This is a genomic window from Bradyrhizobium sp. WD16 (genome assembly GCF_024181725.1).
Classification (GTDB): Bacteria; Pseudomonadota; Alphaproteobacteria; order Rhizobiales; family Xanthobacteraceae; genus Bradyrhizobium_A.
Window position 1 is genome coordinate 3,621,966 of record NZ_CP028908.1, and the last position, 13,528, is coordinate 3,635,493.

9 protein-coding genes are annotated in these 13,528 nt (G+C 67.1%); 2 read left to right on the top strand and 7 right to left on the bottom strand.

Features of this window, described 5'->3' with window-relative positions; genetic code table 11:
• Positions 1-29: 29 nt before the first annotated feature.
• Positions 30-1,616 (bottom strand): PEP/pyruvate-binding domain-containing protein, encoded by a 1,587-nt coding sequence (locus DB459_RS16805; protein WP_253706415.1) that lies wholly within the window; start codon positions 1,614-1,616, stop codon positions 30-32.
• Positions 1,617-1,627: 11 nt separating this feature from the next.
• A complete protein-coding gene (locus DB459_RS16810) occupies positions 1,628-3,553 on the bottom strand; it encodes a hypothetical protein (protein WP_253706416.1) in 1,926 nt (641 codons plus the stop codon).
• 710 nt (positions 3,554-4,263) lie between these two features.
• Between DB459_RS16810 and DB459_RS16815 the strand changes: the two genes are divergently transcribed.
• On the top strand, positions 4,264-6,363 hold the full coding sequence (locus DB459_RS16815; protein ID WP_253706418.1) for a methyl-accepting chemotaxis protein: 2,100 nt from the start codon (positions 4,264-4,266) through the stop codon (positions 6,361-6,363).
• Positions 6,364-6,407: 44 nt separating this feature from the next.
• On the opposite strand, the gene DB459_RS16820 is transcribed toward DB459_RS16815, so the two are convergent.
• Entirely contained in the window at positions 6,408-7,367 is a 960-nt protein-coding gene (locus DB459_RS16820) for a flavin reductase (protein ID WP_253706420.1), read from the bottom strand.
• Positions 7,368-7,494: 127 nt separating this feature from the next.
• Here DB459_RS16820 and DB459_RS16825 point away from each other — a divergent pair, with 127 nt between their 5' ends.
• Positions 7,495-8,541, top strand: a complete 1,047-nt coding sequence (locus DB459_RS16825; RefSeq protein ID WP_253706421.1) for a peptidase M29 — start codon at positions 7,495-7,497, stop codon at positions 8,539-8,541.
• A 27-nt stretch (positions 8,542-8,568) separates the two neighbouring features.
• Here DB459_RS16825 and DB459_RS16830 read toward each other — a convergent pair whose 3' ends face one another.
• From DB459_RS16830 to DB459_RS16845, 4 genes are read right to left on the bottom strand one after another with little or no spacing between them, the layout of a single operon-like run.
• On the bottom strand, positions 8,569-9,555 hold the full coding sequence (locus DB459_RS16830; RefSeq protein ID WP_253706422.1) for a 3-hydroxybutyryl-CoA dehydrogenase: 987 nt from the start codon (positions 9,553-9,555) through the stop codon (positions 8,569-8,571).
• Positions 9,552-10,643, bottom strand: coding sequence for an NAD/NADP-dependent octopine/nopaline dehydrogenase family protein (locus tag DB459_RS16835; RefSeq protein ID WP_253706423.1), 1,092 nt, complete (start codon positions 10,641-10,643; stop codon positions 9,552-9,554). Before DB459_RS16835 ends, DB459_RS16830 begins: the two co-directional genes overlap by 4 nt.
• A gap of 52 nt (positions 10,644-10,695) precedes the next feature.
• The gene (locus tag DB459_RS16840; RefSeq protein ID WP_253706424.1) at positions 10,696-12,222 is read right to left on the bottom strand and encodes a class I adenylate-forming enzyme family protein; all 1,527 of its coding nucleotides are present in this window, start codon (positions 12,220-12,222) and stop codon (positions 10,696-10,698) included.
• A 23-nt stretch (positions 12,223-12,245) separates the two neighbouring features.
• On the bottom strand, positions 12,246-13,523 hold the full coding sequence (locus tag DB459_RS16845; protein WP_253706425.1) for an acyl-CoA dehydrogenase family protein: 1,278 nt from the start codon (positions 13,521-13,523) through the stop codon (positions 12,246-12,248).
• Between the last annotated feature and the right edge of the window lie 5 nt (positions 13,524-13,528).

Below are 13,528 nucleotides of genomic sequence, written 5' to 3' on the forward strand. Positions count from 1 at the left end.
ATTCCCCCATCCCGCGGTCGATGACAGGCTCAGGTCGCTGTGGCGCGATCGGCTTCCCATCTTGCGACTTCGGCGAGTTCGGCCTCGGGATGCAGGGTGGCCACTTTGAAGCGGCCGAGATAGACCTTGCCGTCGCTCCCATCGATCGAGAGCCAATCGCCTTCACCAAGGCGGGCATCCTCCAGCATCGCGCCTCCGGGGCCATCGAGGCGCAGGCGCGTGCAGCCGACGATGCAGGGCTTGCCGAGTTGGCGCGCCACCAGCGCCGCGTGGGAGGTTAGTGCCCCGGTCACCGTCACGATGCCGGACGCCACGGCAAAGCCGGCGATGTCGCCGGTGCTGGCTTCGGGACGAAGCAGGATGACGGGATCGCCCGCAGCGGCGATCTGCCGCGCATCCTCGGTGCTGAAGGCGGCCCGGCCGACAGCGACACCTGCGCTGGCGCCGACGCCTTGGGCCGCAGGTTCGCCGGCATCGATCAGCCGCGTCTCGGCGATGGCGTCGAGGTCGATGCCCTGAATCCGGCGCAAGCCCGCTTGCGGCGTCAGCACGCCCTCGCGGACGAAATCCACGGCAAAGCGCAGGGCAGCGCGAGGCGTTCGCTTGGCATCCCGGGTCTGCAGGAGCCACAAACGGCCATCCTCGACGGTGAATTCGACATCCTGGACATCGCCGAACGCGCGCTCGAGGCGGAAGAGCACGGCGCTGAGTTCTGTCGCGAGATTCGGTAGCGCACGGGCGATGGTCTCCGCAGTATCGGGCGGGCGCCGGCCCGAGACGACGTCCTCGCCCTGGCCGTCAAGCACCATGTCGATCACCGGCCGCGGCGTGCCGCTCGACGGGTCGCGGGAGAATGCGACACCGGCGCCGGAGGAAGGCCCCGAATTGCCGTACACCATCGCTTGAACGGTGACCGCGGTACCCTGGAGGGATTCCAGATTCTGCAGGCGGCGATAGGTGTTGGCGCGTTCGCTGGTCCAGGATCGATAGACGGCGCCGGCGGCAGCTTCGAGCTGCGCCATGGCGTCGTCTGACCAGATTTCTCCAGCCTCCTCGATCAGGGCGAGGTGTTCAGCCGCGAGATCCTCGAGCGCGACGCTGTCGAGATCGCGTTCGCTCGTCGCGCCGTCGGCGGCGACGGCCGCGTCACGGCGGGCGGTGAACGGCGCCGGTGCCAGGCCCAGCACCGTCTCGGCGTAACTCTCCAGGAAGCGCCGCCGGCAGTCCCAGGCGAGTCGCGGGCGTCCGGTGCTGCGGATCAGTCCCTGCACGGCGTCCAGAGTGCAGCCGACATCGAGGACGGTGTCCAGCATGCCGGGCATCGATCGTTCGGCCCCGGAGCGCACCGAGACCAGAAGCGGGCGCCGTCGATCGCCGATTCGCTTCCCGGTCTGCCCCTCGAGAAAGGCGACGCCCTGCTTGAGACTGTCGCGTAGTTCTCGGCCGGCGCGGCGGTCGCCGCGGATCACGGCGGCACAGAGCCGGACCGGCAGGACGAAGGCCGGAGGCACCGGCAGTCCGAGCGCTGCCATGCGGGCGAGATTGGCGGCCTTGGCGCCGATGTTCTCGGCGGAATGATGCCGCTTGCTTCCATCGCCGATGAGGATGAGGGTCATGGCAGGTCTCGTCAGGCGGTCAGGTCGGTCATGAGGTAGCGACGCAGCAGATGTCCGAAGCCGGCCAATCGATCGGTCGCCCGCTCGATCGCCCGCGCGAGTTCGAGGATGGCGAGCGCCTGGGGCATTTCGATCGTTCCGCTCAGGGCCAGCGCCGTCAGGTGCCTTTCGTGGGCGTCGGCGGCATGCTCGGCATCGGAGAGGCGCGCAACACAGGCGAGTGCGTCCTCGGAATCGATCTGGTTTCCCTCCGGTATCTCGCAAACCGCGGCAAGTCCGCTGGCTGCCGCCTCGATGCCGGACAGCGCCTCATGGCAAAGGCCGACCAGCGCCGGCACGCAGGTCGCGTCGATCTTCGCCGGCAGCAGCGAGGCGACAAAGGTGGCCTGTTCGAGGTCGTCGATCGCGTCTTCGAGGCGATCGACGAACTGTTCGATCATCGCGCCGCCCTGCAGACGGGCGATATCGCCGCGCGCTTCGATGGCGATCCGATCGGCCTTGCGCTCGATCGCCGCGGCGCGGGCGGCGAGGGTGCTGCCGTCGCAGCTCCGGCCGGTCTGTAGCGTGGCGACGTGGTGAGCGAGGGCCGCGGCGATATCATGGGCAAGTCCGGCCTGGCGGATGACGATGGCGAGCAGGGTGACGTCGACACTTTCGAGGCGACGGACGAGATCGGACTCGATGCTGTCGCGCACCAGCCTGACCGAGCGGCCGGCGGTAAGACCGTCGGTCGACATGCGCAGCGTGGTCTTGAGAAAATCGACCGCTCCGCCGCGGCCCAGCACTTCGTCGAGGCGTTCACCGAAACCGATGCGCGTCGGCGCCGCATTGCGGACCGCCGCGCCGATCAGTTCGCTGCCGCCGAGTTCGAGGAACGCGCGATGCCCGACCCTCGCCCGCGCTGCCCAGGTCAGGATCGAGACGGCATCCGTCTTGCCGACATAGTCGCGCAGCAGTTTACGAGCCCGGTTCCAGTCGATCAGGAACACCAGCGTCGCGCCGAGCGCGGCAAGGGCGGCGTCGCGTTCGGCGGCGCTATCCGTCTCAAGGCGTCCGGTGACCAGATAGAAGCCGTCGTCGCCCAATCCTTCGGCGTCATGGCGGTCGAGACCGCTCCAGACGAAGTCGTGGCCCTCCATCAGCGAGATCAGGAACTTCGCGCGCGGGCGATGCACGTCGGTATAGGTTACCGTCACGGCATTGCCTTCTACCGAGATCACCACGACATGGGCGTCAGTCGTGCCGATGTCGTTCTGGATCACCAGCCGCTCGCCGGAGCGCGTCGCCAGCGTATCGAGTCCGGGATGGTCGAATTTGAGTCCGCGGGTTTCGGCGAGACCGCGCATGAAGGCCTCGACGGCGCGGTGATCCTGCGGCGCGAGGCCGAAGACCCGCGCGCCCGCCAGTTCCTCCTCGGCGCAGCCGGCGGCCAGCCTGTTGAGTTGCTTGTGCAGATCCAGCACCAGGCGGTGCAGGCTGTCGCCGCCGCTTTCCGCCACGGCAGTCAGTCTGGCGATCTGCGCCGCATCGATATCGTCGCCGGCGTTCAGCGCGCCGCCGCCCCTGATCGCGATGAGCCGATCCTTCACACCGGCGCCTGCCGCCGGGTCAGCGGCAGCGACGGCGTCGATCATCGCGAGAGTGTCCTCGGCAATGTCCTTCATCAGGCGGTTAAGGGCCGGCGCGGCGATGCGACCCTCGCCGACGAGATGAGCTCCGGCGATGATTGGACTAATCGCAGCGGGTGCAAGCCCCGCCTGGCGGCACTCGACATCGAGATCCGTCACGGGACGCATCGGTTCTCGGGCGTGCAGCGCCGCGGCCTGCAAGGCGCTCAGCCGCACCTTGATACGATCGTTGGCACGCAGACCCTCCGAAACCAGCTTTGGCAACAGGACGGCGGTCTCGCCGAGTTCTTCGATCATCCGGGACTTCATGGCCTGTCCTTCGGGCGGCGTGGCCAATCTGCCATTTAACGGAGCCGACGTCTTGCGCTAGATGGGATACGAACGTTGGAAACGGGACACTAGTGTGGCGTCTCGCAATTGCCTACCGCCTTTGCGGCAAGCCTCTCGTAGGCAATTGCGAGACATAAGCCACACTAGCACTTTGATTTTTCTAGTGTCCTTATGTCTCCGAATTACCGTGCGAGGGTGAGGCAAACGAAGCGGTAATTCGGAGACAGGACACTAGATCATTCATCTGATTGTCATAACCGCTGTCGCCGCCGGCCTGCGGTTGCAGGGCGTCACTGCTACAATTGCGCAGGATCAAGGGGCGGGAGACGGGGCTATGGATGATACCCCGGGTGGAAAGCGGAGGAGCCACGATGGTCATCACGGATATCAACTGCGGATGCGGCGCAAGTTATCGCTGCGCCGAATCGTTATCACTCCGCGGCGAGGGCGGAGAATTTCTCTGCAGCTGCTGCGGGGCTTTGGTCGCTCGCTGGGATCGCCCGAGCCGGCGCGCCTATCGCCTCATCCACGCGCCGGAGCGGTTCTTCGCGCTTCATGTGCCGGTCGCGCCCGCGCCCGTTGTGCGCCCCTCAGGCTTGCGTTCGCAGGTATGAGGGAAAAACCGGCATACTAAATCTTAAGCTTGCCCGGATATGATCGAGTGAACTTCAATCATACGGGCGCGCGCGATGAAGCTGTTTGCCAATCTGTCGATCCGAGCAGTTCTGGGGCTGATGATCGGCCTGCTCGGCGTCTTGCTGGTCGGATTGTCGTCGATGGGCGTGCTCGGCGCGATCGAGCGCAACACCGCCGCCCGACGGGTCGAGACCCTGGCCGGGACGAGCCAGCAGCTGTTCGCCACCCTGCTCGGGTTTCGTCTTGAGCGCGGTACCGTCAATCCAGCGCTGATCGCTGAGGCGCCGGCCGATACAGTCGCCGATGCCCGGATTGCGACCAATCGCCAGGCCTCGGAGAACGCCTACAAGGCCGTGCAGGAGCATCTCGCCGGGGTTGTTGACCAGAATCTTTCCGCACTGCTCGTCAGGCTGACCTTGGCCCACGACGCCCTGTCGTCTCTGCGGAAAAATGCGGATGCTGCGATCCACCAGCCCAAGGCGGCGCGCAGCGCGACGATCGCAGCCGACTATGCCCGGGCGGCGCAGGCCTATCTCGATGCCATCGTCGAACTGACCGGTGAGCTGGAAGCGACCCTCAAGCTGTTCGATCCCGTGGTCGACCAGCTCCTGTCGATCAAGCAGTCGGCCTGGGCCGCCCGCAATTTCGGCGGGCTGGTGGCCGTGCGGATCGAAAATGCCGCTGCGGCCGGTAAGCCCTGGACGGCAACGGATATCGTCGGGGCAGCGGAAGACACCGGGCGTGCGGCGCAGGCCTGGTCTCAGGTGCTCGATGCCGCGGCGCGGCCCGACGCGCCCGGCGCGATCGCGGAGGCGGTGGCACGGTCGAAGGGCGCGGACGCGCTCGCCATGGCGGAGCGTCAGAAGGCGGTCGTCAAGGGCTTGAGCAACAATCAGACAATCGAAGTCAAGATCAGCGAATTGCAGAAGCTCAATACGGCGCTCCTCGTCTATAGCGTCGATGTCGCCAACTCCGCGCTCAAGGAGATGGTGGCCCGGGCGGAACGCCAGATGGCGGCCGGCACGCGTAGCCTCGTCGTCAACGGGCTGATGATGCTGGCCGCGGTGGCGATGGTCCTCCTCGGCTTTCTCATCGTGCATCGGCGCGTCAGCGCCCCGATCCTCGCCTTGACCGAGTCCATGCGCCGTCTCGCCGACCATGATCTATCGACCGAAGTCCAGGGGTTCGATCGCCGGGACGAGATCGGTGCGATGAGCCGCGCCGTCGCGGTCTTCAAGCAGAACATGATCGCCGCCGATCAGCTCGCCGGCGAGAAGGAGGCCGAACAGGCCCGCAGGGAACGGCGGCAGATCGCGGTAGACACCTTGATCGCGCAGTTCGAAAAGACGGTGCTGGAATCGCTGCAAACGCTGGCAGGAGCTTCCAATGAGCTCAATGCAACGGCCCAGTCGATGTCGTCGACCGCCGAGCAAGGGCGCTCGAAATCGACCGCCGTCGAGCTGGTCTCGAAGGAAGCTTCGGCCAACGTCCAGACCGTGGCCGCCGCGACCGAGGAACTCTCCGCGTCGATCAGCGAGATCAGCCGTCAGGTGGTGGAATCCACCAGCATCACCGGGGAAGCGGTGATGCAGGCGGAGCGGACCAATGGCGAAGTGCAGGCGCTTGCAGATGCCGCGCAACGCATCGGCGACGTCGTGCAGCTCATCAACGGCATTGCCGAGCAGACCAACCTGCTCGCGCTTAACGCGACGATCGAAGCGGCGCGCGCCGGCGAAGCTGGAAAAGGGTTCGCCGTGGTCGCTGCCGAGGTGAAGAATCTCGCGACCCAGACCGCCAGAGCGACCGGGGACATCACCGCCCAGGTGACAGCGATCCAGGACGCTACCCGGGCTTCAGTGCAGGCGATCCACGCGATCGGCGGCACCATCAACCGCGTCAACCAGATCGCCGCGGCCATCGCCGCCGCGGTCGAGCAACAAGGCGCCGCGACCCGGGAGATCGCCCGCAACGTGATGCAGGCTTCGGAAGGCACGTCCCAGGTGTCGGGGCATATCGTCGGCGTCAGCGAGGCGGCAACGGAGACCGGCGCTGCAGCCGGTGAGGTGCTGGACTCGGCGAGAATGCTGGCGCGCCTGTCCGACGACCTGCGCAACGATGTTGATCGCTTCGTCGGCCATCTGCGCGCCGCCTGAGGGCGCGGCGACCGCCCCGAGACGGCGGCGAGGGAAGGCCCAGTTCAGGGCTTCTCGCTACGCTCGTCGATCAGGAGGTCGAGCGCGTATTTGATCGTCGCGCGTTCGTCGTCGGAAAAGCGCCTCAGCAGATCGGCCTCGTGGGCTTGGGCGGCGCGCAGCACCGGCTTGACCAGCTTGCGCCCCTTGGCGGTGAGATGGATGGGTGTGCGGCGGCGGTCGGCGGCGGTGCCGCGCCGCTCCACGAGGCCCTCGGCCTCCATGCGATCGAGCACCTTCGTGAGCCTCGGTTGCTTCATCAGCGCCATCGCGGCGAGTTCGCCGACCGAAAGGCCGTCGGCATCGGTCAGGCAGGCCAGCACCCGCCATTCGGGCACCGAGAGATTCCACGTCCCGAGCGTGGCGTGAAATTCGCCGGAGACGATGACGCTGGCGCGGGCCAGCAGATAGGGGAGATAGTTGCGGACGAAACCCGAACTGGCGGCCGCCGGCGTCCGGCGCGGACCTTCGATCCGGCGCATCACGCCGGAATGGAACAGCAGCGGATCGTGAACCCGCTCGACCAGGCGGATCACTTCGCCGACGAGGATGGTGTGATCGCCGCCGTCGTAACGCGCCCAGGTGCGGCATTCGAAGATCGGCGCAAGTTCGGTCAGGAGCGGGGCGCCGGAAATTCCCGTCTCATGGGGAATATCGGCAAACTTCTCGGCAGTGCGGCTGGCGAAGCGAAGCGCAAGATCCTGATGGTCGGCGCCGAGAAAGTGGATCGCGAAGCCTTCCGCGGCGACGAAGGCGTCGTGGCTCGGAGCCGCCTTCGCCGGGCACCACAGCACCAGGGGCGGGTCGAGGGACACTGACGCGAAGGAATTGGCGGTCATGCCGAGGCGGCGATCCGCGCTCTGGGCGGTGACGATGGTGACCCCGGTGGGAAACTGGCCGAGCGCCTTGCGAAAGGACAGCGGATCGAGACCGGCAGCGCGGCGGGTGTCCAGTTTGGTTGTCACGACTTTGGTTGTCACGACGGTCCTCGCGATGCCGACCGGCTGGCCAATACTTTAAACGTAAAAAAATTCCTTTTCATATAACACGGCCGCTTTTATGCTCCAATGGTCAATGCCGTCGAGGGATGGGATGCTGGCCGACAGGATCGAGGGAAAGTGGATCGACGCGTTCTGCGAGGTTTTCGCACGCTGCGCCGTGAAGCCCGGTGACACAGCGGCCATCCTGTCGGAGACCCAGTCGCGCGCCCTCAACGTCCAGCTCGCCGAGCTGGCGCTGCTGCGGATGGGGGCGCGGCCGTTCCATGTGGTGGTGCCGACGCCGCGCAATCGCCAGCCGGTGCCGATCCGCTCCACCGGGGCGAGCGAGGCGATCCAGCAGCTCGGGCCCGTGATCAGCGCGATGCAGCAGGCCGGCTTCGTCGTCGATTGCACCGTCGAAGGCCTGATGCACGCCAAGGAGACTGCCGCCATTCTCAAGGCCGGCGCCCGCATCCAGGTGATCTCGAACGAGCATCCCGAAGCGCTCGAGCGCATGGTGCCGGATGTCGGTCTCGAAAAGCGCGTGCGCAACGCGGCGCGGATGCTGCGAGGTTCAAAGCGCATGCGCGTCACCTCTGCCGCCGGCACCGATCTCGACGTCGACATGGAAGGCGCATCGACGGCCGGGGTCTGGGGCTGGACCGACAAGCCGGGGACGCTGGCGCACTGGCCGGGCGGCATCGTGGTGTCCTTCCCCAAAAGCAAGTCGGTCAACGGCACGCTGGTGCTCGCGCCGGGCGACATCAACCTCACCTTCAAGCGCTATCTCGCCTCGCCGGTGCGGCTGACGATCGAGGACGACTACGTCGTCGCTCTCGCCGGCGAAGGCACCGATGCGGCGATGATGCGGTCCTATCTTGCGGCCTGGGGCGACCGCGAGGCCTATGCGGTGTCCCATGTCGGCTGGGGCATGAATCCGGGAGCGCGCTACGAGGCGCTGTCGATGTACGACCAGCGCGACACCAACGGCACCGAATTGCGGGCGGTGTCCGGCAATTTCCTGTTTTCGACCGGCGCCAATGAATTTGCCGGCCGTTATACCGCCGGCCATTTCGACCTGCCGGTGATGAATACGACGATCGAGATCGACGGCACCACCGTGATCAGGGATGGGGTGCTGCAGGACGTGTTCGGCTGAACGAAGGCGCTGCGGGCCCTCGTCCTCTCAATCCAGCACCGGTGGCTTCGCCAGCCCCATCCGCTGCAGCTGGGCCGCCAGTTCGGCGAGACGGCCGTTGCGGTAGGCCTCAACGTCCATGCCGGCATAATCGAGGAAGCCCTCGCCGGTGCGCAGGCCGATGCGCCCTTCGGCCATGTTGCGCTCGACGATTTCCGGAGCGGCGTAGCGATCGCTGCCCAGCGCGCCGGACAGATAGCGGCTGGCGTAGAACAGAATGTCGCCGCCGCCCCAATCGATGAATTCCAGCAGGCCGAGCACGGCGAAGCGGAAGCCGAATCCGTACTTGATCGCCTTGTCGACATCTGCAGCGCTGGCGACGCCTTCCTCGACCATGCGCGCGGCTTCATTCATGGCGAGGGCCTGGATCCGCGGCACGATGTAGCCGGGTCGGGCGGCGCAGGTCACCGGTACCTTGCCGATGGCTTCGAGGATCGCAATCAGCCGCGCCGTGACCTCATGTGATGTGTGCTGGCCCGGAGAGAGCTCGACCAGCGGCACGAGATGGGCGGGGTTGAGCCAGTGCGCGTTGAGGAAGCGCTCCGGCTGCGCCACCGCGGGGGACAGGTCATCGACCAGGATGGTGCTGGTCGTGGAGGCGATGATCGGCTGCGGGCCGGCCAGCACGGCGGCTCGGCTCAGCGCCTCGCGCTTGAGATCGACCACTTCCGGTACGCCCTCGAAGATCACCTCGGCGTTGGCGAGGGCGGCGGCGGCCTCGTTCTCGGGGACGACGCTGACGCGGGACATCAGCCGATCGACCTGTGCGGGCTCAAGCGCGTTCAGGCGGCCGAGGCTGTCGAATGTGCGGCGCACGTCGCTCAGCGCCTCGTCGCGCAGGCCGGCGAAGGCGGCACCATCGCGCCGTTTGAAATCGACGATGGCGACCGGATGCCCCGCCCAGGCGAAGGCGACGGCGATGCCGCGGCCCATCCGCCCGGCGCCGAGGCAGGCAATGGCGGCGCGCCCGGTCATGCGAAGCCCCCCTTCAGCAGGCGCTGCAGTGCGTCGCGGTCGAGGTCGCCGAGGCCGAGGCCTGCGAGCGTGCGGCCGCCTTCGAGGAAATTCCCGCCGCAGATCGCGCCGCCGATGGCGAGAAAGGCGGTGGCGAGCGGGGTGGCGGCGCCGGCGAGGCGCGCAACCGAGGTCAGGAAGGAAAGCCCGACGCGCAGGTCCTCGCGCATGTACCGATGCTCGCGCAGCACAATGCGCTCGCGCCAGTCGCCTGAATCGGTCAGCCGGTCATGGGAGCCGCGGCCGTACATCCACTCTGGCCCTTCCTTGGCATAGTGGTCGGCCAGCGGGAAATGCGGCGCGCCGTAGTCGAGCGCGGCGCGCACGGCGATGCGTTCGGCGTCGAGCGCGTCGGTAACGCGGCGGATCGCTCCTTGCGTTCCTTCCTTGTGGATGTCCCAGCGCTCGAAATGCTCGATCGGGCCGGCATTCATCACGATCAGCGGCGGATGGATGATCGGCCCGGCATTCATCAATGCGCCGGAGAGCGCGTCGCCGCAGGAGGTGATGACGCCGGGAAAGGCCTTGCCGATCACGTCCAGGGCGTGATCGCTTGCCGCGAGCGGGAATACGCCGGTGGGCAGATGCTTGGCGCGCACGGTGATGGCGACTTCGAATGGGCCATGCTTGCGCGCGAGCCAGGGCAGCGTGCCGGTTTCGGCGAAGGCGAGCTCGGCGCGGTTTCCGGCATCATGGGCGGCTTTGGCGAAGATGAACGAACCGAATGTGGCCGGCGGCAGGAAGACCACCTGTCTGTCGGTGAGATGCGGCGCCAGCGCCTTGGCGATGTCGGCTTGGGCAAAGGCCGGCGCGGGGCAGAGCACCAGCTCGGCGTCCTTGATCGCCGCGGCGATGTCAGTCGTGACGAGGGCGAGTTCGGTTTCACGGCGGCCGCGGGCGTCCCTGACGGTGACGCGGCTGCGCGCCTGTCGATGGGCTTCGACCATGGCCGCGTCGCGCCGCCACAGGCGCACCTCGTGGCCCTGAAGGGCGAAATCACCTGCCGCCGCGAAGGAGCCGTTGCCGCCGCCCAGTACCGTAATCCTCACGCATCGTCTCCTTGTTCGTTCTTCATGACAGCGGCGGGGTGCTTCAGTCTCTTCAGTCTTCGGGCGCGCGATCCCGCAGCCGGAAATGCTGCACCTTGCCGAGCGCGGTGCGCGGCAGGTCCTCGACGAAGACGATGTCGCGCGGCACCTTGAAGCGGGCGAGATGCAACAGCACATGGCCGCGCAACTCGCTGCGCAGAGCGTCGGCGTCGGCGCTGACGCCACCGCGCAGCAGCACATAGGCCACGGGCACCTCGTCCCATCTCGGATCAGGACGACCGACGACGCCGACGTCGGCCACTGCCGGATGGGTCAGCAGCACGCGCTCGATCTCTGCGGGGTAGATGTTCTCGCCGCCGGAGATGATCATGTTCTTCTTGCGGTCATGGACCCAGAAATAGCCGTCCTCGTCGCGGGTGCCGATGTCGCCGGTGCGATACCAGCCGTCATGGAGCGCATCGCGGGTCGCGGTCTCGTTGCCCCAATATTCGAAGAACACGTTGGGCCCGCGCACCACGATCTCGCCGGCGCTGCCGTAGGGCAGCTCGTTGCCGTCGTCGTCGACGACCGCCGCCTCGCAGCAAAGACCCGGCAGTCCGGTCGAGCCGCGGCGCGAAAGGTCGCCGCCCATTCTCGTGTAGATCGCAATCGGGCAGGTCTCCGTCGAGCCGTAGACCTGCAGCACCGGCACGCCGCGCGCAGTGAAGCGATCGATCAGCGCCGGCGGCACGATGGTGGATCCGGTGGCGATGGCGCGAAGCGAGGAGAAATCGCTCGTCGTCCAGGCAGGGTGATCGAGCAGCGCCTGAAGCGTTGCCGGCACCAGCACGGTCAGGGTCGGACGCGCGGTCGCGATGGCCGCAAGGGTGGCGTCGGGGGCAAAGCGCTCATGGATGGTGACGGTGGCGCCGTGGTGCAGCGCCGGCGTCGTCTGGATATTGAGGCCGCCGACATGGAAGAACGGCAGCACGGTAAGCACGTGATCGTCGGACGTGAGGTCGTGCATGTGCTGGCTCATCACGCCGTTCCACAGCAGCGCCTCCTGGCGCAGCACGGCGCCCTTGGGCCGCCCGGTGGTGCCGGAGGTGTAGACGATCAGCAGCGGGCATGTGAGGTCGGTGTGCGGATTGCGCCCGTCGCCGGCGGCGCAGGCGAGCAGGTCACCAAAGCCGAGGCCATTGGCCGGGCCGAAATCGAGGCCGACCGGACGCACCTGGGGTAGCGCTGCGTCAAGGTCCGGCAGCAGAGCCTCGAAGGCCTGTTGCAGCACGACCACCTTCACCGCGGCGTCGCTGACGATGAAGATCTGTTCGGCGCCGGCAAGGCGCCAGTTCAGAGGCACCAGAATGGCGCCGAGCCGCGCGCAGGCATAGAGCAGAACGAGGTAATCGGGGTGGTTGAGGCTGAGAATGGCGACGCGATCGCCGCGCCCGACGCCGAGCTCGGCCTTCAGCGCCTGTGCTGTCGCCGTGATCCTCTCGTGCAGGGCGCGATAGGTCAGGACCTCGCCGCCGAACACGATCGCCGGCTTGTCCGGGGTGAAGGCGGCATTGCGCTCGATCAGGCTGGCGAGATCCATCTGTAGCCGTCGCTATGCGGTCGTCATTCGTCGGTTTCGCCGGGATTATACAGCGCCTCGCGGCCGATGCGGTCGAGGCACAGCTCGGCCGTCCAGGGCAGCATCAGCGATCCACAGCGGCTGTCGCGGTAGACCCGTTCCAGCGGCAGTGACTTGAGCATCGCCTGGCCGCCGCAGGTCCGGATCGCGAGGCGGGCAAGATCGTTGGCGCCCTCCATGGTGGAATATTGCGCTGCATAAGCCCGCAAGACCTGCTCCTTGCTCGGGTTCGGTCCGGCCTCGGTCACGGCCTGGAACCACAAGGCCTTGATCTGCTCGAGCTTGACCTGCATCTCGGCGACGGCGATCTGCTTGGTCGGATACATGCGCCGCTTGACCGGCGGCATGCCCGGGACCTCGCCGCGCAGATACTTGACGGTGAAATCGACCGCCGCCTGGGCGAGGCCCATATAGGTCGGGGAGAGCGTCAGGAACATGTGCGGCCAGCGCAGCGCCGCCTGGTAATAGACCCCGCGCGGCATCAGCGCCGCATCCTCGGGCACGAAGACGTCCTTGAAAATCAAGGTGCGCGAGACCGTGCCGCGCATGCCGAGGGGGTCCCAGTCCCCCACCACCGAGATGCCGTCGCTCACCGCGGCAATGGCAAGGTACAGCGTATTGCGGCGCGTCGCCTTGGCGCCTTCCTGCACTTCGGTGCAGAGCACGCCGTAGTAGTCGGCGTGTCCCGCGAGGGAGGCGAAGATCTTCTTGCCGTTGACGATCCAGCCGCCCGGCACCGGCCTCGCCTCGGTGCCGAAGGCGACGCCGCCGGCCGCTGCCGCGCCGCCTTCCGAGAACGGCTGCGAATAGACCGCGCCGTCGTCCATGATCCTGCGGTAATGGATCGCCCGGCGGCGCTCATGCGCCGCGCGGGTTTGCGCGTCCATGTCGAGATCGTCCGCGAGGGGGCCCGACCACAGCGTCGAGCACACGTGCATGTTCCAGGTCAGCGCGGTCGATCCGCAGTAGCGGCCGATCTCGGCGGCCGTCAGCGCATACGTCTGGTAATTCGCGCCCATGCCGCCGAGAGTCTTGGGGATGGCGATGCCGAGGAGGCCGGCGCGGTGGAGGTCCTTGTAGTTCTCGGTCGGGAAGGTGGCTTCGCGGTCATGGACCGCGGCACGGCCGGCGAACACGGTCTCGCCGAGATGACGCGCCTTGGCCATGATGTCGGCCTGCTCGGCGGTGAGGCGGAACGCCTTGGGATCGAAAATCGGCGCATCGGGCGCGGTGGTCGTGGCGGTGCTGGCGCTGCTGCTCATGGCGG